Below are 18,154 nucleotides of genomic sequence, written 5' to 3' on the forward strand. Positions count from 1 at the left end.
CGGGGCTCACCGAACCGAGGCGGTTGGGCTGGAGCGCACCACATTTCGCGTCTGATCGTGCCCGCCAGTCGGCGCACCCACCAGCGTCAGCAGGGTTGCCTCTGGGCGGCAGCAGAACCGGAACGGCGCGAACGGAGACGTGCCGATGCCCGCCGACACATGCAGCCCGGTGTTCGCGCCCCAGCGCGACGCCCCCTTGGCGCGGGAGCGGTCCAGGTCGCAGTTCGTGACGATGGCGCCGTAGAACGGCAGGCACAGCTGTCCACCGTGGGTGTGACCCGCCATGATCAATTGATAGCCGTCGGCGGCGAAGCGGTCCAGTACCCGGGTGTAGGGCGCATGCGCGACGCCCAGGGACAGGTTGGCCGTCGGGTTGGGCGGACCGGCGATGGTGTCGTAGCGGTCCCGACCCAGATGAGGGTCGTCGACGCCCGCGGCCGCGATCGTCAGCCCCGCGACCTCGAAGTCGCGCCGATTGTGGGTCAGGTCCAGCCAGCCGCGTTCGGTGAAGGCCGCCCGTAGGTCCTGCCATGGCAGCGGCTTGCCGTGGATGCGGCTGTCGCCGTCGTACAGGTACTTGGCGGGGTTCTTCAGCTTCGGGGCGAAGTAGTCGTTGCTGCCGAACACGAAGACGCCGGGCACCGACAACAGATCACCGACCGCCTGCACCACCGCAGGCACGGCCTTGGGGTGGGACAGGTTGTCGCCGGTATTGACCACCAGGTCGGGTTCCCAGCGGGCCAACTCGCGCAGCCAGGCCTGCTTGTGCCGCTGGGTCGGGCGCATGTGGATATCGCTGAGGTGCAGCACTCGCAGGGGAGTGGAACCCGGGGAGAGCACCGGCATGGTCACTTCACGGACCACGAACGCGTTGCGCTCGATCACGGTGGAGTAACCGAGCGCGAGCACGGCGGAGCCGGCGGCGGCGAGAGCGGACGACTTCACTGCGGACGGCACAGCCATACCGGCCAGAATACTGCCCGTCGCTGCGGTTCATTGGGCCGAGCGGCCGGTGAAGTTACGGGGGCGGCGGAGGCGGGGCCAGCAGCGGGACCGTAATCGGTGGCAATCCGGGGATCTCGACAACGGTCTGGCCGAACGGGGCGCCGTCCAGACCGGGTATCGGCAGCGCTCCCGGCGGCGGTGGTGGTGGTGCCGGTGGGATCCCGTTGCTGACCTGAATCGTGACGATCGACCCGGGGACGGTCTGCCCGCTCGGCGACGTGCCGACCACCTCGCCGGCGGGCGCCACGCTGTTGACCGGGGTGGCCTGATCGGCGACCTGGAATCCGGCGTCCTTGAGCCGGTCGCGCGCGGAGCCCTGGGGCAGGCCCGACACGCTGGGCACCCGCGAGCCCGGCGCGCCGTCCACGTAGCGCGGATCGGTGGGCGGTAGCGCGATGTCGCCGAAGCTCTGGGCGATCGGCTTCATCGCGGTAAACCACGTCTTGGCGGGTTCGTTGCCGCCGTACAGATTGCCGTCACCGCATTGCCGCAACGGCCACGAGCACAGGTCCGACGGGGTGGGCGAGTCGTCATAGATATAGGCGGCTGCCGCGTAGTGGTTGGTGTAGCCGACGAAGCCCGAAGACCGGTGCGCCTCGGTGGTGCCGGTCTTGCCCGACATCGGTAGGTTCCAGCCCGTCGAACTGGCCGATCCGGCCGCGGTACCGCTGACGTCGTCCTTGCTCAGCGCGTTGGACAGGGTGTTGGCCAGCCCCTCTGGCACCACCTGGTCGCAGGTCTCGGTGGTAACCGACACCTCGTTGCCGTTGCGGTCGTAGAGCTTGTCGATCGGGCTCGGCGGGCACCACGTGCCGCCGGAAGCCAGGGTGGCCGCCACATTGGACAGCTCGAGCGCGTTCACCTGGATCGGGCCCAGCGTGAACGAACCGAGGTTCTGGCGCTTGATGAAGTCGGCGAGGCTCTCATTGCTCTCCGGGTCGTACGGGCGCGCGGTACCCGGTTCGGCATAGGAGCGCAGACCCAGCTTGACTGCCATATCGACCGTGCGCTGCACGCCCACCTGCGAGATGAGCTTGGCGAAGGCGGTGTTGGGGGAGGTGGCCAGCGCGTCGGTGACGCTCATCGAACCGCGGTAGTTGCCCGCGTTCTGCACACACCAGGTGTCCTTCGGGCAGCCCTTGGCTCCGCCGCTGCCCAGGCCCTTGGCCTCGAAACGCACCGGGGCATCCAGGTTGGCGCTGATCCCCATCCCCATATCCAAGGCAGCGGCCGTGGTGAAGATCTTGAAGATCGACCCGGCGCCGTCACCGGCAAGCGAAAACGGTTGCGGCTGCATGGTTTCCCCGACCGCCGAATTCAGACCGTACGTCCGGTTGCTGACCATCGCGACCACCGGATGGGCGGTCTTGCCCGGTAGCACGACGCTCATCACGCTCGCGATGCCCTGGATGTCGGGGGCGGCGAGCGAGTCGACGGCCGACTTCACCGAGTTCTGGACGTCAGGGTCCAGCGTGGTCTTGATCAGATACCCGCCCCGGGAGAGCTGGTCCTTGCTAATACCCGCCCGGGCCAGATACTCCTGCACGTAGTCACAGAAGAAGGCCCGGTCGCCGGCGGCGATGCAGCCACGTGGCAGCTCGTTGGGCTGCGGCAGGATGCCCAGCGGCTGCTGCTTGGCCGCGCGCAGCTCGTCGGCGTACTTGGGCTCGTTGTCGATCAACGTGTCCAACACGAGATTGCGGCGGGCCAGCGCGCCGTCGGGGTTGGTGTAGGGGTTCAGGGTGCTGGTCGATTGCACCATCCCGGCGAGCAGTGCGGACTGCTGCCAATTCAGCTGCGAGGCGTCGATACCGAAGTAGGTCTGAGCGGCGTCCTGGATGCCGAAGGCACCATTTCCGAAGCTGACCAGGTTCAGATAGCGGGTCAGGATCTCCGGCTTGGTGAACGTCTTGTCGAGTGTCAGCGCCATCCGGATCTCGCGCAGCTTGCGTGCGGGGGTGGTTTCCACCGCCGCGCGCTTCTCGGCGTCGGTCTGCGCGATCACCAGCAGTTGGTAGTTCTTCACATACTGCTGTTCGATGGTCGATCCGCCGCGGGTGTCGAGGTCGCCTGAGGCGTAGCCGGCCAACCCGGTCAGCGTGCCCTTCCAGTCGACACCGTTGTGTTCGGCAAACCGCTTGTCCTCAATCGAAACGATTGCCAGCTTCATCGTGTCGGCGATTTTGTCGCTGGGAACCTCGAAGCGACGCTGCGAATACAGCCATGCGATGGGGTTGCCCTTGGCGTCCACCATCGTCGTCACCGCGGGCACTTCACCCTCGACTAGTTGGGCAGAGCCGTTAGCGACGACGTCGGACGCGCGGTTGGACATCAGCCCCACGCCGCCGACCACCGGAAACAGGAGCGCCGCGAGTATCACGCTGGCCAATAGGCAGCACCAGGCCAGCTTGATGATTGTCGCGCCGGCCGGAGGGCGTTCCGACATGAGTAACAGAGTAACTAGGGCTCCAGGGGTCTTGCGGAGCGTCCCCTGCGGGGCAGATCATATCGAAGGGTATTTACGGGGGGGTAAGAAAATGCCAGTTCATGATCGGTCTGGACGGTCGTCCCAAAAAACCTGAGATCTAACTGTTGCGCAAAAGATACCTGACCACCTAACTTAAACAGACAGTGCGATTCAGGTAACACTCCGAGTCGCGATGTGGCGTAGATCGCATACGCGGCCTACACCAGAAGATTGTCAGCCGCAGTAGCGGCCGGACGAAGGGGATCGTCGGTGTCAGGTATTCGGACTGCTGCCCGCAAGCCAAGCGCAGCGCTGTTGAACGGTTCCGTCCAAGGACTGGAGGCGGAAGCTCGGATCGCATGGGTGTCGCGGGCTTTGTGCCGGTCAACCGACCCTGACGAGCTGTTTGTCCGTGGTGCGGCGCAGCGTAAAGCCGCAGTGATCTGCCGTCACTGTCCAGTGATGGCCGAATGTGGCGCGGACGCGCTGGATAACCGTGTGGAATTTGGTGTGTGGGGCGGCATGACCGAGCGTCAGCGCCGTGCGTTGCTCAAGCAGCACCCAGAGGTGGTGTCTTGGGCGGAATTCTTCGCCGCGCAGCGCAAGCACCGAAGCGTCAGCTAACTTTCGAGCCGTGGCGCTGGCGGCGCCAAGTGGGCCCCGACGGCGCCCCGGCCGCGGTCGTTACGCGGTCTCGCCAGTGATCTGATCGGCAATCGCCTGTAAGGCGTCCAGATCGGACACGTCAAATGGCAGCGATGGGACGCCGACTACCGCCACGTGCGGGTTGGCTCCGGTGAATCTCGACAGCAACCGTATTTCGCGCTTGGCGGTCTGCGCCCGGTCGGCGTGAATCCGCAGCACCGCAGCCGCAAGCTGGTCGCCGTCGTTGTCTGAGGCGGCGGCTTCCAATTCTGCGACGCCATCGACTGCCCGCTCCACGGTCAGCGCGCACAGTGTCGGGTGGGTCCGGTTGAGGATCAGCCCCGCCAACGGCATGCCCTCCGCAGAGAGTCGATCGACGAAAAACGACGCCTCCCGAAGTGCGTCGGGCTCGGCTGCCGAGACCACCACGAACTGGGTACCACGGCGCTTGAGGAGCTCGTAGGTGCGGTCGGCCTTCTCCCGGAAACCGCCGAACGTCGAATCCAGTGACTGCACGAACGCAGACGCGTCGGACAGCATCTGCGAACCGAGAATGGTCGACATCGCCTTCATCGCCAGGCCGACCACGCCGGTCACCAGGCGTCCGAAACCCCGCCCCGGGGCCAGCAGTAGCCGCCAGAGCCGGCCGTCCATGAAACTGCCCAACCGTTTGGGGGCATCGAGGAAGTCCAGTGCGTTGCGCGACGGCGGGGTGTCCACCACCACGAGGTCCCATCGGTCCTGGGCGAGCAGCTGGCCGAGTTTCTCCATCGCCATATATTCCTGCGTGCCTGCCAGCGACGTGGCGACCGTCTGATAGAACTGGTTGTCCAGAATCGCTTGTGCGCGTTCGGTTCCCGAGTACTCGATGACCATCTCGTCGAATGTGCGGCGCATGTCGAGCATCATTGCGTGCAGTTCGCCGGTTATCTCGGGCGCAAGCGACACCCGCTGCGGGGTGTTGCCGAGTTCTTTGATTCCCAACGCTTGTGCCAGCCGTTTGGCGGGGTCGATGGTCAGTACCACGACGGCGCGGCCGTACTCGGCGGCCCGCACCGCCATCGCCGCAGCGGTGGTGGTCTTGCCGACTCCGCCTGCGCCGCAGCACACTACGACCCGGTTGGACCTGTCTTCCAGGATCGACTTCATGTCGAGTGCTGGCGGTGTGCCGCTCATTTACCGACTTCCCCTCATTGGCCTCTTCGCTTCCGCCCGATCTGTCCTCTTCGCTTCGCTCATCGGACGGTTCATCGGACTCCTTGCTGTGCAAGCGTTTCCGCCAACTCGTACAAACTGCCCAGATCAACGCCGTCGGGAATCGTCGGCAGCTCCAGTCGGGGCACCTTCAACCGGTCGAGCTGCTCGGCGCTCTCGGTGCGGGCCTTGATGCGGCTGGCGTGCTCGATCGACTCGGTCAGCAGGCCGGCGAAGTCGTCATCCGACAGCGTGATTCCCACCTTGTCGAGGCCGGCGCGCACCGCGTCGGCGTCGATGTCTCCCTCGGCGGCCTTGGCGAGGTCGGCGGCAGGCAGAAACGGCGGGATGTTGCGGTTGACGATCACGCTGCCGATCGGCAGGCCCAACTCCTTGAGCTCGTCGATGGCCTCGATCGTCTCCTGGATGGGCAGTGCCTCGAGCAGGGTGACCAGATGGATCGCGGTCTGATCGGAATGCAACAGCTTGACCACGCCGTCGGCCTGGGAGTGCACCGGTCCGCCCTTGGCCAGATCTGAGACGGCCTTGGTGACGTCGAGGAACCTGGCGATGCGCCCGGTCGGGGGGGAGTCGACGACGATCGCGTCGTAGGCCGGCTTCTTGTTGCCGTCCTGACGCACCACCGACTCCTTGATCTTGCCGGTGAGCAGGACGTCACGCAGGCCGGGGGCGATCGTGGTCGCGAACTCGATCGCGCCGATGCGGCGCATCGCGCGGCCGGCCAGGCCCAGGTTGTAGAACATGTCGAGGTATTCCATGAATGCGGCCTCGATGTCGACGGCCAGTGCATTCACGTGGCCGCCGCCCTCGGCGGTGGCGATCTTCAGCTCCTCGTAGGGCAACGGCGGCACGTCGAACAACTGCGCAATGCCTTGGCGCCCTTCTACTTCCACGAGCAGGACCCGGCGCCCGCCGGCGGCCAGCGTGAGCGCAAGTGCGGCCGCGACCGTGGTCTTACCGGTGCCGCCCTTGCCGGTCACAAAGTGCAAGCGGGCCTTTGTCAGCCGGGAAGGCCAGGCTAGGGAGCTGCCATCGCTCGGTGTGGTCGCCATCAGTGCATGCTAGCCAAGCCCACGCAGCCCCCCGTGGCTTTGGTGTCGAGCGATAAGCTTCGGCCATGAGCCAACCGACGACATGGGAATACGCCACGGTCCCGCTGCTGACCCACGCGACCAAGCAAATCCTCGACCAGTGGGGTGCCGACGGTTGGGAACTCGTCGCGGTCCTGCCCGGTCCCACCGGGGAGCAACACGTCGCCTACCTGAAGCGGCCCAAGTGAGCAAGGCCGGCGGGCAGGAGCGGAGCGACGCGGGGAGTGCTTCCGGCGGGCAGGAGCGGAGCGACTCGGGGGGTGCTTCCGCGCGTCTCGCCGAACTCGGCCTGACATTGCCGACGGTCGTCAAGCCGCTGGCCGCCTACGTTCCCGCCGTGCGCACCGGCAACCTCGTCTATACCGCCGGACAGTTGCCGATCGAGTCGGGCAGCCTGATTCACACCGGCAAGGTCGACGCCGACGTGACCCCGGAGCAAGCCAGGGACGCCGCCCGTCTGTGCGCCCTGAACGCGCTGGCCGCCATCGACGCCCTGGTGGGCCTAGACAACGTGACCAAAGTGGTCAAGGTCGTCGGGTTCGTCGCGTCGGCACCGGGCTTCAGCGGTCAGCCTGGCGTCATCAACGGAGCCTCGGAGTTCCTCGGCGAGGTCTTCGGTGAGGCCGGCGCGCACGCCCGGTCGGCCGTCGGGGTGTCGGAGCTGCCACTGAACGCGCCGGTGGAGGTAGAGCTCATCGTCGAGGTGGGGTGAGCGCCGGTCAGGCGGAAAATCCCGTGACCCATCCGGCGTACGGGGTGCTGCGGCCGGTCACCAGCACGGCCTCTGTATTGCTGTGCAACAACCCGAACATCATGACGCTGGACGGCACCAACACCTGGGTGCTGCGCGGGCCGGGCAGCGACGAGATGGTGATCGTCGACCCCGGTCCCGACGACGACGAACACATCGGCCGGCTGGCCGAACTCGGCAAGATCCCGCTGGTACTGATCAGCCACAAGCATGAGGACCACACCGGCGGTATCGACAAGATCGTGGCATTTACCGGCGCCGTGGTGCGCTCGGTGGGTAGCGGATTTCTGCGCGGCCTTGGCGGCCCGCTGACCGACGGCGAGGTCATCGACGCTGCGGGGCTGCGGATCACCGTGATGGCCACTCCCGGGCACACCGCGGATTCGCTGTCGTTCCTGGTCGATGGTGTCAGCGACGGGGAAGGCGCGGTGCTGACCGCCGACACGGTGCTCGGTCGCGGCACCACCGTTATCGACGACGAGGACGGCAGCCTGAGCGAGTACCTGGATTCACTACGCCGGCTGCACGGCCTGGGACGCCGCACGGTGTTGCCCGGGCACGGGCCAGATCTCGACGATCTGGAGGCCGTCACCGCCATGTACCTGGCGCACCGTGAGGAACGGCTCGACCAGGTGCGGCAGGCTCTGCGGGTGCTTGGCGACGACGCGACCGCGCGCCAGGTCGTTGAGCACGTCTATACCGACGTTGACCAGGAACTGTGGGACGCCGCCGAGAAGTCGGTGCGCGCCCAGTTGGACTACCTGCGGAGTTAGCGCGCGCGCCTAGCGAGTCGCTCGGAATCGCTGATCAGCACGCTCTTACCCTCCAGGCGGATCCACCCGCGGTGGGCGAAATCAGCCAGCGCCTTGTTGACCGTCTCACGGGACGCCCCCACCAGCTGGGCGATCTCCTCTTGGGTGAGGTCGTGCGTGACGCGCAGGGCGCCGCCCTCCTGAGTGCCGAAGCGCTGAGCGAGCTGTAGCAGCTGCTTGGCGACACGACCCGGCACATCGGTGAAGATCAGGTCGGCGAGGTTGTTGTTGGTGCGACGGAGCCGGCGTGCCAGCACCCGGAGCAACTGCTCGGCAATCTCGGGGCGATCAGCGATCCACGCCCGCAGCGCGTCGCGGTCCATCGACACGGCGCGCACCTCGGTGATCGTGGTGGCGCTGGAGGTCCGCGGGCCCGGGTCGAAGATCGACAGCTCGCCGAACATGTCCGACGGGCCCATGATTGTCAGCAGATTTTCCCGCCCGTCTGGGGAACGGCGGCCGATCTTCACCTTGCCGGAGATGATGATGTACAGCCGATCGCCAGGCTCGCCTTCGGCGAAAACGGTGTGTCCACGCGGGAAGTCCACCGGCTGCAGCTGTTTGGTCAGCGCGGAGACCGCGCTGGGTTCAACCCCCTGGAAGATTCCGGCCCTCGCCAGGATCTCGTCCACGTCGCCCCTCTTAAACTCTTCGATGATGTGAAATACGCAGGCCAGCTGTATTGCCGGGCAATATCAGTCTAGTGGTAGCCGGTCTTGCGACGTGCCAACGCTACACACGATTGGCGTACTGAGTCCGGTGAAACTGCGTATTCGGCCGTGCATGGGCAAATGGCCGAGTCGGCAAACCGGGCTCGTTGTCGGTCAGGCGGGAATGCACCTCGACCCGTTGATGCTGGGTTTCGGCACCGGGCAGGGCCTGCGTGGGTGCTGCTTTGGCTGCCCGCTCCAGATACTCGGTGACCTCGTCGGCGGCGGTGCGGTCGGTGTGCAAGGCCTCTTCGAGGCGCTGCAATCCGAAGGTTGAAAGCATCAACAGCCCGGGGACACACACCGCGAGCAACCAGGTCACGGGGGAAAGTAAACACGGGCAAGGTCTCAGCGCGATCACGAATTGTCACCGGTCAGCCCGCGGCTTGACGGACCGGAGTCAGTACCCTGGCAACGTGACCACCGACAGCCCGCCGACCAGGCGCAAAACCGCACGCGCCGCGGTCAAGACACCGCCACCGACGGCAGCGTCAAAGAAGTGGGATTCGGAAACTCACCTGGGCTTGGTCCGCCGCGCCCGTCGGATGAATCGGACGCTGGCCACCGCCTTTCCGCATGTCTACTGCGAGCTCGACTTCACCAACCCGCTGGAGTTGGCGGTCGCCACCATCTTGTCGGCGCAGTCCACTGACAAGCGGGTCAACCTCACCACCCCGGCGCTGTTCAAGCGGTACCGCACCGCTCGGGATTACGCGCAAGCCGATCGGACCGAACTCGAGGAACTGATCCGTCCCACCGGCTTCTACCGCAATAAAGCCAACTCGCTGATCCGGCTGGGCCAGGAGCTCGAGGAGCGGTACGACGGTGAAGTGCCGCGCACCATCGAGGAACTGGTCACCCTGCCCGGGGTGGGCCGCAAGACCGCCAACGTGATCCTGGGTAATGCCTTCGACGTCCCCGGCATCACCGTCGACACCCACTTCGGCCGGCTCGTGCGTCGCTGGCGGTGGACCGCTGAAGAAGACCCGGTCAAAGTCGAACACATCGTCGGCGATCTGATCGAGCGCAGCGAGTGGACGTTGTTGAGTCATCGAGTGATCTTTCACGGCCGCCGCGTCTGCCACGCCCGTAAGCCTGCGTGTGGCGTGTGCGTGCTGGCTAAGGACTGCCCATCGTTCGGCCTGGGGCCCACCGATCCGTTGATCGCCGCACCGCTGGTGAAGGGACCCGAGACCGAGCATCTGCTTGCGTTGGCCGGGCTCTGACCTTTCGAGCTCTGCACAGATGACGACATCGACCCGTTGGACGCTGCTGGTGCTCGCCGTAGTGGCGGCGCTGATCGCGGCGCTGGTCGTTTCACTCGATGACCCCCCGTCGGGGACCGGGGGTTCGCCGGGCGTCCAGACGGCCCGCACCCACCGCGAGGCCGACACGCCCGAGGCGCTCGTCGGGCCGCGGCAGCGGGCCGACCTGCCACCGTGCCCGGCGGCGGCCGACAATCCCGGCCCTAAGGAACTGCGCGGCATCATCGTCGAGTGCGCCGCCGACGGCGCGAGTGTGGACGTGGCCCGGGCCCTGGCCGGGCGCCCGGTGGTGCTGAACCTGTGGGCCTACTGGTGCGGGCCGTGTGCCGAGGAATTGCCTGCGATGGCGGACTACCAGCGCCGAGTAGGTCCGGACGTCGCGGTGGTGACGGTGCATCAGGACGAGAACGAGACCGCGGCATTGCTGCGGCTCGCCGAGCTGGGCGTGCGGCTGCCTACGCTGCAGGACGGTCAGCGCCGGATCGCGGCGGCGTTGGGCGTACCCAACGTGATGCCCGCGACGGTCGTACTGCGGGCGGACGGTAGCGTGGCCAAAATCCTGCCGCAAGCGTTCACCAGCTCCGACGAGATCGCCGCCGCGGTGAAGAATGCATTGCAGTGACAACAGATGAGAGAGACGCACCGGTGACCTCTGGGGGTTCCTTCCGCTCGGCAGGATCGGTCGCGCTCACCCCGGAATTCCGGCCGCCTTGGCTGGCGCCCTTGGTCGACAATGTGGACCGGGTGCCGCAGGCGTACCGCCGAAAGGTGCCACCTGATTTCTTGGCCGCGGTCACCAAGGCTCGGGTCGCCGGCTCCGGTGGGCGCGACGCAGCAGTCCTGGTGTTGTTCTCCGGACCGAATGCCGAGAGCGCGAATGGACAGTTGCCCCGCGACGCCGACCTGCTGCTGACCGTTCGGGCCGGCACCTTGCGTCACCATGCCGGCCAGGCCGCGTTCCCCGGTGGGGCGGCGGACGCGCAAGATTCCGGGCCGGTCGCCACTGCTTTGCGAGAAGCCCGGGAAGAGACCGGGATTGACCCGGGTCGCCTGCATCCGCTGGCCTTGTTGGAGCGAATGTTCATCCCGCCCTCGGGTTTTCACGTCGTGCCAGTGCTGGCCTATTCGCCGGATCCTGGGCCGGTGGCTGTCGTCGACCAGGCCGAGACCGCGATCGTCGCGCGGGTTCCTGTGCGTGCCTTCGTGAATCCTGAGAACCGGCTGATGGTGTACCGGACGGGGACGGGTCCCGGCTTCGCCGGGCCGGCATTTCTGCTCAACCAGATGTTGGTGTGGGGATTCACCGGTCACGTAATCTCTGCGATGCTCGACGTGGCCGGCTGGTCACAACCGTGGAACACCGAAGACGTCCGAGAATTGGACGAGGCGATGGCCCTCGTGGGTAGCAGTGAGGAGCCCCTGTGACGAGTTCACAATGGCTGGACATCGCCGTGCTGGCTGTGGCGTTCGTCGCAGCCGTCTCGGGCTGGCGGTCCGGCGCGTTGGGCTCATTGATGTCGTTCGTGGGCGTGGTCCTCGGTGCCATCGCCGGGGTGATGCTCGCCCCACACATCGTCAGCCACATCAGTTCGCCGCGCGGCAAGTTGTTTGCCGCGCTGTTCTTGATCCTGGCTCTGGTGGTGGTCGGTGAGGTGGCCGGTGTGGTGCTGGGCCGCGCGGTGCGCGGCGCGATCCGCAACAAAGCGGTGCGCACCGTCGACTCGGTGATCGGCATTGCGCTGCAAATGGTGGTGGTGATGGTCGCGGCGTGGCTGCTGGCCAGCCCGCTGACAACATCGGATCAACCCAACCTGGCCGCGGCCACCCGCGGCTCGAAAGTGCTTGCCGAGGTGGACAAGTTCGCGCCCGAATGGCTCAAGACGGTGCCCAAGCGGATGTCCGCGCTGCTGCGCACCTCCGGGCTGCCGGATGTCCTGCAGCCCTTCGGACGCACTCCCATCCAGGCCGTCGACGCTCCGGACGCGTCGCTGGCCGACAGCCTGGTCGTCGCTAGCGCCAAGCCCAGCGTGGTGAAGATCCGCGGTGTGGCGCCCGGGTGCCAAAAGGTCTTGGAGGGCACCGGTTTTGTGATCGCCCCTAACCGGGTGATGTCCAATGCGCACGTGGTTGCCGGCTCCGACAGCGTCACCGTGGAAGCCGAAGGGCAGACGTACGACGCGACCGTCGTCTCGTATGACCCCAACGAAGACATCTCAATCCTGGATGTTCCGAACCTGCCGCAGCGCCCGCTGGTGTTCGCCGACCAGCCGGCCAAGTCCGGCACCGACGCGGTGGTGCTGGGCTACCCCGGCGGCGGTGAGTTCGCGGCGACCCCCGCGCGGGTGCGGGAGACCATCGAGCTCAATGGGCCGGACATCTATCGCACCACCACGGTCAACCGTGAGGTGTACACCATCAGAGGTACTGTGCGCCAAGGTAATTCGGGTGGGCCGATGATCAATAGGGCCGGTCAGGTGCTCGGCGTGGTCTTCGGTGCGGCGGTGGACGACAACGACACTGGGTTCGTGATGACCGCCAACGAGGTGTCGCGTCAGCTGGCCAAGATCGGCAATACCGCGAAGGTGCCCACCGGCGCCTGCGTCACCTGATCGGGCCGTACACCTGGTGCAGGAACCGTCGCAGGTGTTCGTTGACCTCGTCGGGCGCTTCCTCGTGAGCGAAGTGGCCGACGCCGGCGACGGAGACAAACCGACCGCGCGGCGCGTAATGCTGGGTCCGGCCCACCGGGTCGGCGAGCACGTACGGGTCGGCGTCCCCGCGCAGGTGCAGAAGTGGAACATCGAGCTGGCGGTCCATCGACTTCATGAATCGCCAACCCTCGCTGCGTAATTGGCTGCGTACCGCCCAACGCTGATATTCGAGCGCGGAATGCGCCGCCGAAGGAATTTGAATTGCCTGTCGCATGTGCGAGATGGTTTCCGAAAAATCTTCGGAGGCAAGCCATTTTCCCGACGCACGGCTGCGCACCAGGTGCTCGAGCGCTTCCGCGTTATGTCGGGTGAGTGCCCGTTCGGGAAACACGGGCAGCTGGTAACGCAACAACGTGGGTAGCAGTGCCCGGCCTTGGTCGCGCCGGGTCAGCGCTGATGCGCGCAGCGCGGCCGGATGCGGTGAGCTCACCAGCGCGATGCCTCGCACCATCCGCGAGTGCAATACCGAGGTTGCCCAGCAGACCAGCCCGCCGTCAGCGTGGCCCACCAGGGTGGCCGAGCCGTGGCCGAGCGCGCGAATCAGTCCGGCGGTGTCCCCGGCCAGCGTCCAGCCGTCGTAGCCGCGGGGTGGCTTGTCGCTGCCGCCGTAGCCGCGCAGATCGACGGCCACCACCCGGACGCCGGACAAGCCGCGCAGCTGGTGGCGCCAGGACCACCAGAACGAACCGAAGCCATGCAGCAGAATCACCAGCGGTCGGGACGCGCCCGCCGCCGGCTCGGAGCCGTTGTACGGGTTGTCGCCGTTGGTCGTTTCGACGCAGTGGAACCGAATTCCGTTGGCGTGAACGTCGAAATGACGCCACGGACCCGCGATGCGGGTGACCGACGGATCCGGTTGGGTCATCACCAGCCCGATGGGTCTTTAGGTGGTGTGCTGCCGGCAGTGATGATCTTGTCGGCCGCCTTGTCGTGGCCGGGTGCCAGCGCGTCCCGGAGCTCACCCACCGATTCGATGGTCTGCCGTGGGCCGCGGATCCGGCGCACCTTGAGATAACCCAACAGGGCGAACACCGCGGTGGTGACCACCATCAAGAGGAAGACGATCAGGAACGCCACCCAGCGCCACAGCCAGGTGTCGAGCAGCTCGGCGAGGAAGAAGAACAGGAAGAACGTCGAGTAGAACAGCACGACCAGCGCGAGGATGAAGAAGACGCTGCCGGTCAGGCCCTTCTTCACGTCGCGGGTGATCTCCGCCTTGGCCAGCTCGACCTCGGCGCGCACCAGGGTGGAGACCTGGGCGGTGGCGTCCTTCACCAGGTCGCCGATGGAGGGATTGGCGGGTACCGCGTTCGGGTCCACCAGCGGGATCGAGGTGACGGTGGTGGGTACCCCGTTCGTGCGATCGCCATTGCTCACGGCTGTCCTCCAACTGTTCGCTGTCGTCGCGGTTCATGTTGCCATGCCGGGCTCGCAGCCGGATACCCACTGAGCTGTTACGCAAGTTACGGGTGTGACCACGCTAGACTCGCCGTGTCGGGGCGGACAGTAATGGAGGTTGCCAGTGACGACCGCGCAGCGTGTTCGGCTGAAGGCGGGGGCTGTTGTCGCGGCCTTCAGCGCCTTCAGTGCGCTCGTCGCCCTGGCGCCGGCTGCGGCAGCCGACGGCAAGGTGCCGATGGGCGGCGGGGCGGGCATCGTCGTCAACGGTGACACCTACTGCACGTTGACTTCCATCGGCACCGACAACACGGGCGCGCTCATCGGGTTCACCTCCGCGCACTGCGGTGGCCCGGGTGCCCAGGTCGGGTCCGAGGACCGGCCGGACGACGGCGTGATCGGCACGATGGTCGCCGGTAACGACAACCTCGACTATGCGGTGATCCGATTCGATCCCGCCAAGGTGCAGCCGGTCTCGAACTACAAGGGCTTCGTGATCGACGGCATCGGTCCCGATCCGACCTTCGGGGAGATTGCGTGCAAGCTGGGCCGCACCACCGGCTACTCGTGCGGCGTCACCTGGGGGCCGGGACAGAATCCGGGCACGATCGTCAACCAGGTGTGCGGCCAGCCGGGTGATTCCGGCGCACCGGTGACGGTCAACAACAAGCTGGTCGGCATGATTCACGGCGCGTTCAGCGAAGACCTGCCGACCTGCGTCGTCAAGTTCATTCCGCTGCACACGCCTGCGGTGACGATGTCGATCAACGCCATCCTGGGCGATGTCGCCGCCAAGAATCGCCCCGGCACCGGGTTCGTTCCGACCCAGGACGCGCTCGCGTCCTAGGAGTTGAACCGTTGAGGCCTTGAACAGACTAGCTCTTGCTGGCCCGGATCGCTTCGAACACCGTCGGATCCACCAACGTCGAGGTGTCGCCGAGCTCGCGACCTTCGGCGACATCGCGCAACAGCCGACGCATGATCTTGCCGCTGCGGGTCTTGGGAAGCTCGGGCACGACGTGGATCTCGCGCGGCTTGGCGATCGGGGAAATCTCGCGGGCCACCTCGGCGCGCAACTCGTCGACCATCTGCTCGCTCGACATCTCGGCGTGATGAGCCTTCAGGATCACGAAGGCACAGATCGCCTGCCCGGTGGTGTCGTCGGAGGCGCCGACGACCGCGGCCTCGGCGACACCGGCATGTCCGACGAGCGCGGACTCCACCTCGGCGGTCGAAATCCGGTGTCCCGAAACGTTCATCACGTCGTCGATGCGGCCGAGCACCCACACCTCGCCGTCGCTGCCGTAGCGCGCACCGTCACCGGCGAAGTACCAACCTTGCTCGGCGAAACGCGCCCAGTAGGTCTCTCGGAAGCGCTCGGGGTCGCCCCAGATACCACGCAGCATCGACGGCCACGGCTTGTCGAGTACGAGATAGCCGGTGATGTGTTCACCGTGTTCGGGGCTGGGCTGCAATTCATTTCCGTCGTCGTCGACGATTTTGGCCGAGATGCCCGGCAGCGCGCGCATAGCCGAGCCCGGTTTGCAGTCCGTCACGCCCGGCAGCGGTGAGATCATCGCCGCGCCGGTCTCGGTCTGCCACCAGGTGTCCACGATCGGCGTGGCGTCGGCGCCGAACACCAGGCGGTACCACCGCCAGGCCTCCGGATTGATCGGCTCGCCGACCGACCCGAGCAACCGCAGGCTGGACAGGTCGTGGGCGAATGCGATCTCGCGGCCCCACTTCATGAACGTGCGGATCAGCGTCGGCGCGGTGTAATAGATTGTCACACCGTACTTTTCGATGACCTGGAAGTGTCGGTGCTCGTCCGGGGAGGCTGGGGTGCCCTCGTAGACCACCTGGGTCGCGCCGTTGGACAATGGGCCGTACACGATGTAGGTGTGGCCGGTGACCCAGCCGATATCGGCTGTGCACCAGTAGACATCGGTCTCTGGCTTGATGTCGAAGACGCATGAGTGGGTGTAGGACGCCTGGGTGAGGTAGCCGCCGGAGGTGTGGATGATGCCCTTGGGCTTGCCCGTGGTCCCGGATGTGTACAGCAGGAACAGCGGCTGTTCGGCGTCGAACGCCTCGGGTGTGTGCTCGGTGGACGCCGCGTCAACCGCTTCGTGCCACCACTGGTCGCGGCCGTCGGTCCAGTCGATGTCGATACCGGTGCGGCGCACCACCAGGACGTGCTGCACGCAATCTTGGCCCTTGACTGCCTCATCGACAGCTTCCTTGAGCGACACCGCGTTTCCCCGCCGGTACTGACCGTCGGTGGTGATCACCAGCTTGGCCTCGGCGTCCTCGACGCGGGCCCGAAGCGCGGCCGCCGAGAAGCCCGCGAAGACCACGCTGTGCATCACGCCCAGCCGTGCGCAGGCCAGCATCGCCACGATCGCCTCGGGAACCATCGGCATGTAGATGGCCACCCGGTCGCCGGCGGTCAGACCCAGCTCGGTCAGTGCGTTGGCAGCCTTGCAGACCTCGTCTTTGAGCTGGGCGTAGGTGAGTACCCGCGAATCGCCGAGCGGTTCACCCTCCCAGTGGATCGCGACCCGATCCCCGTTGCCCGCCTCGACGTGCCGGTCGACACAGTTGTAGGCGACGTTGAGCTTGCCGCCGACAAACCACTTCGCGAACGGGGCCTGTGACCAGTCGAGCACCTCGGTGAATGGTGTCTCCCACGCCAACCGGTTGGCCTGCTTGGCCCAGAACGCCAACCGGTCGGCCTCGGCCTCGTCGTAAAGATCGACGGTCGCGTTGGCGGCGGCGGCGAAATCCGCCGACGGTGGATAGCATGACGGAACTTCGGTGTGCGTCTCTGTCATGCCTGTGAGCGTAGTCACCGAACGTTGCATCGGCGTTGGCACGTCACATTCGTCGGCGGGCGGTTCCTGTTGCGCGCCGAACGGCACGCGAACACCCGGTTACTGGTGAGTTCATCGCCGCCGATAGCGTGACCGACCGTGACTGATCTCCTGGCACCGCTGCTGGATCTGCCCGGGGTGGCCGGAGCGGCCGAGGCGGCTCGGGATGCCTTGGCCAAGGCCCACCGGCATCGCACCAATCTGCGGAACTGGCCCGTCACCGCGGCCGAGTCCGCGGTGCGTGGGGCGAGGTCGTCATCAGCCATCGATGGCGGCGCCGTGCAACTGGATGGCGCCGGTGTCGAGCCCAACGATCCGGTCCTGGCGGGTGCCTTGCGCGTCGGCCAGGCGCTGGAGGGCGGAACCACCAACCTCGTCGGAGTGTGGCAGCGCGCTCCGCTGCAAGCTCTGGCCCGTCTGCATGCGCTGGCGGCTGCCGACCTGATCGATGAGGATGCGCTCGGCCGTCCGCGACAGGATCCAGAGGTGGCCGCGCGGCTGGATCTGGTCACCCGGCTGGTGACCGGTGCCAGCACCGCGCCGGCGCCCGTGTTGGCCGCCGTCGCGCACGGGGAACTGCTGACCCTGGCGCCCTTCGGCGCGGGCGACGGTGTCGTGGCCCGCGCGGTGTCGCGCCTCGTCACAATGGCGACCGGTCTCGACCCGCATGGCCTCGGGGTGCCCGAGGTGTACTGGATGCGCCGCGCCGAGGAATACGCCTCGAGCGCGCAGGCGTTCGCGACGGGCGCGCCGGAGGCAGTCGGGGCCTGGGTGCTGATGTGCTGTCAGGCGCTGGAAGACGGTGCACGAGAGGCGATGTCGATCGCAGAGGCCGCTTCGAAATGAGCTGCACGCAGCGAAGCGGGCGGCGACCCGAATCTCTTCAGCTCGCCGCCCGCTAGCACGGTTACCTGGTTACCAAGCGTGCCAGGTGGGCTGCGTGGGTTGGCCTCGGCGGTCTTGCGATGCGCTCCGTTGACATCCCCACCCAAGGGGGCATTATGCCCGTCCGCTTTCCGCAATTACGCAGGCCCGCAACACTTCTGCCATATCGCGGCGTGCTCCGCGTGGGTGCCGGGAACCGTGCTGGGCCGCTTGAGTCGGGAGATAGTGCCTTCTCTTCCGGCGCTATCTTGGCCTTCCCAGGCGTCCGTGCTTCCTTTGTACTCCGTGACCCCCATCACAGCAAGGGGTTGGTAGGCAACGGATTG

Annotated in this window: 19 protein-coding genes; 10 read left to right on the top strand and 9 right to left on the bottom strand. The window is 66.5% G+C overall.

Translation table 11 applies throughout. The features are described 5' to 3' along the window. Window positions 1-6: 6 nt before the first annotated feature. On the bottom strand, window positions 7-963 hold the full coding sequence (locus tag G6N38_RS13225; RefSeq protein ID WP_163748003.1) for a metallophosphoesterase: 957 nt from the start codon (window positions 961-963) through the stop codon (window positions 7-9). A gap of 55 nt (window positions 964-1,018) precedes the next feature. After that, window positions 1,019-3,451: a transglycosylase/D,D-transpeptidase PonA2 gene (ponA2, locus tag G6N38_RS13230; protein ID WP_163748005.1), complete on the bottom strand. Its 2,433-nt coding sequence runs from the start codon at window positions 3,449-3,451 to the stop codon at window positions 1,019-1,021. Between the two features lie 291 nt (window positions 3,452-3,742). Between ponA2 and G6N38_RS13235 the strand changes: the two genes are divergently transcribed. Beyond that, entirely contained in the window at window positions 3,743-4,096 is a 354-nt protein-coding gene (locus G6N38_RS13235; RefSeq protein WP_163748006.1) for a WhiB family transcriptional regulator, read from the top strand. A 60-nt stretch (window positions 4,097-4,156) separates the two neighbouring features. Here the strand turns inward: G6N38_RS13235 and G6N38_RS13240 are convergent, their stop codons facing one another. Both G6N38_RS13240 and G6N38_RS13245 read right to left on the bottom strand, forming a co-directional pair. Further along, window positions 4,157-5,293, bottom strand: coding sequence for an ATPase BagB (locus G6N38_RS13240; protein ID WP_163748008.1), 1,137 nt, complete (start codon window positions 5,291-5,293; stop codon window positions 4,157-4,159). 71 nt (window positions 5,294-5,364) lie between these two features. Continuing rightward, a complete protein-coding gene (locus G6N38_RS13245) occupies window positions 5,365-6,387 on the bottom strand; it encodes an ATPase BagA (protein ID WP_179968560.1) in 1,023 nt (340 codons plus the stop codon). A 62-nt stretch (window positions 6,388-6,449) separates the two neighbouring features. On the opposite strand from G6N38_RS13245, the gene G6N38_RS13250 reads away from it, so the two are divergent. From G6N38_RS13250 to G6N38_RS13260, 3 genes are all read left to right on the top strand, one after another. Continuing rightward, window positions 6,450-6,611, top strand: a complete 162-nt coding sequence (locus tag G6N38_RS13250; RefSeq protein WP_005138621.1) for a Sp36 family protein — start codon at window positions 6,450-6,452, stop codon at window positions 6,609-6,611. 101 nt (window positions 6,612-6,712) lie between these two features. After that, complete coding sequence (locus G6N38_RS13255) at window positions 6,713-7,135, top strand: RidA family protein (RefSeq protein ID WP_246228014.1); 423 nt, start codon at window positions 6,713-6,715, stop codon at window positions 7,133-7,135. A gap of 23 nt (window positions 7,136-7,158) precedes the next feature. Then, window positions 7,159-7,947, top strand: a complete 789-nt coding sequence (locus G6N38_RS13260; RefSeq protein ID WP_163748014.1) for an MBL fold metallo-hydrolase — start codon at window positions 7,159-7,161, stop codon at window positions 7,945-7,947. On the opposite strand, the gene crp is transcribed toward G6N38_RS13260, so the two are convergent. Next, the gene (crp, locus tag G6N38_RS13265; protein WP_005138643.1) at window positions 7,944-8,618 is read right to left on the bottom strand and encodes a cAMP-activated global transcriptional regulator CRP; all 675 of its coding nucleotides are present in this window, start codon (window positions 8,616-8,618) and stop codon (window positions 7,944-7,946) included. The genes G6N38_RS13260 and crp overlap by 4 nt on opposite strands. A 100-nt stretch (window positions 8,619-8,718) precedes the next feature. Continuing rightward, on the bottom strand, window positions 8,719-9,018 hold the full coding sequence (locus tag G6N38_RS13270) for a hypothetical protein (protein ID WP_163748016.1): 300 nt from the start codon (window positions 9,016-9,018) through the stop codon (window positions 8,719-8,721). A gap of 196 nt (window positions 9,019-9,214) precedes the next feature. Between G6N38_RS13270 and nth the strand changes: the two genes are divergently transcribed. The 4 genes from nth to marP are packed head-to-tail and all read left to right on the top strand — an operon-like array spanning window position 9,215 to window position 12,570. Then, window positions 9,215-9,922, top strand: a complete 708-nt coding sequence (gene nth, locus G6N38_RS13275; RefSeq protein ID WP_246228016.1) for an endonuclease III — start codon at window positions 9,215-9,217, stop codon at window positions 9,920-9,922. A gap of 19 nt (window positions 9,923-9,941) precedes the next feature. Continuing rightward, a complete protein-coding gene (locus tag G6N38_RS13280) occupies window positions 9,942-10,583 on the top strand; it encodes a TlpA family protein disulfide reductase (protein ID WP_163748020.1) in 642 nt (213 codons plus the stop codon). Between the two features lie 23 nt (window positions 10,584-10,606). Next, the gene (locus tag G6N38_RS13285; protein WP_163751988.1) at window positions 10,607-11,386 is read left to right on the top strand and encodes an NUDIX hydrolase; all 780 of its coding nucleotides are present in this window, start codon (window positions 10,607-10,609) and stop codon (window positions 11,384-11,386) included. Beyond that, window positions 11,383-12,570, top strand: a complete 1,188-nt coding sequence (gene marP, locus G6N38_RS13290; RefSeq protein ID WP_163748022.1) for an acid resistance serine protease MarP — start codon at window positions 11,383-11,385, stop codon at window positions 12,568-12,570. The genes G6N38_RS13285 and marP overlap by 4 nt, the downstream gene beginning before the upstream one ends. On the opposite strand, the gene G6N38_RS13295 is transcribed toward marP, so the two are convergent. Next, window positions 12,563-13,537 carry an alpha/beta fold hydrolase gene (locus G6N38_RS13295; RefSeq protein WP_163748024.1) on the bottom strand — a complete coding sequence of 325 codons (975 nt, stop codon included), beginning with the start codon at window positions 13,535-13,537 and terminating at the stop codon, window positions 12,563-12,565. The genes marP and G6N38_RS13295 overlap by 8 nt on opposite strands. Further along, window positions 13,537-14,049, bottom strand: a complete 513-nt coding sequence (locus G6N38_RS13300) for a phage holin family protein (RefSeq protein WP_163748026.1) — start codon at window positions 14,047-14,049, stop codon at window positions 13,537-13,539. The genes G6N38_RS13295 and G6N38_RS13300 overlap by 1 nt, the downstream gene beginning before the upstream one ends. A gap of 169 nt (window positions 14,050-14,218) precedes the next feature. On the opposite strand from G6N38_RS13300, the gene G6N38_RS13305 reads away from it, so the two are divergent. Continuing rightward, window positions 14,219-14,917 carry a S1 family peptidase gene (locus G6N38_RS13305; protein WP_163751989.1) on the top strand — a complete coding sequence of 233 codons (699 nt, stop codon included), beginning with the start codon at window positions 14,219-14,221 and terminating at the stop codon, window positions 14,915-14,917. Window positions 14,918-14,945: 28 nt separating this feature from the next. Here the strand turns inward: G6N38_RS13305 and acs are convergent, their stop codons facing one another. Further along, entirely contained in the window at window positions 14,946-16,904 is a 1,959-nt protein-coding gene (acs, locus tag G6N38_RS13310; protein WP_163748027.1) for an acetate--CoA ligase, read from the bottom strand. A gap of 138 nt (window positions 16,905-17,042) precedes the next feature. Here acs and G6N38_RS13315 point away from each other — a divergent pair, with 138 nt between their 5' ends. After that, window positions 17,043-17,789, top strand: coding sequence for a Fic family protein (locus tag G6N38_RS13315; RefSeq protein WP_163748029.1), 747 nt, complete (start codon window positions 17,043-17,045; stop codon window positions 17,787-17,789). The last annotated feature ends 365 nt before the right edge of the window (window positions 17,790-18,154 follow it).

Origin of the sequence: Mycolicibacterium helvum (assembly GCF_010731895.1) — a bacterium.
Classification (GTDB): domain Bacteria; phylum Actinomycetota; class Actinomycetes; order Mycobacteriales; family Mycobacteriaceae; genus Mycobacterium; species Mycobacterium helvum.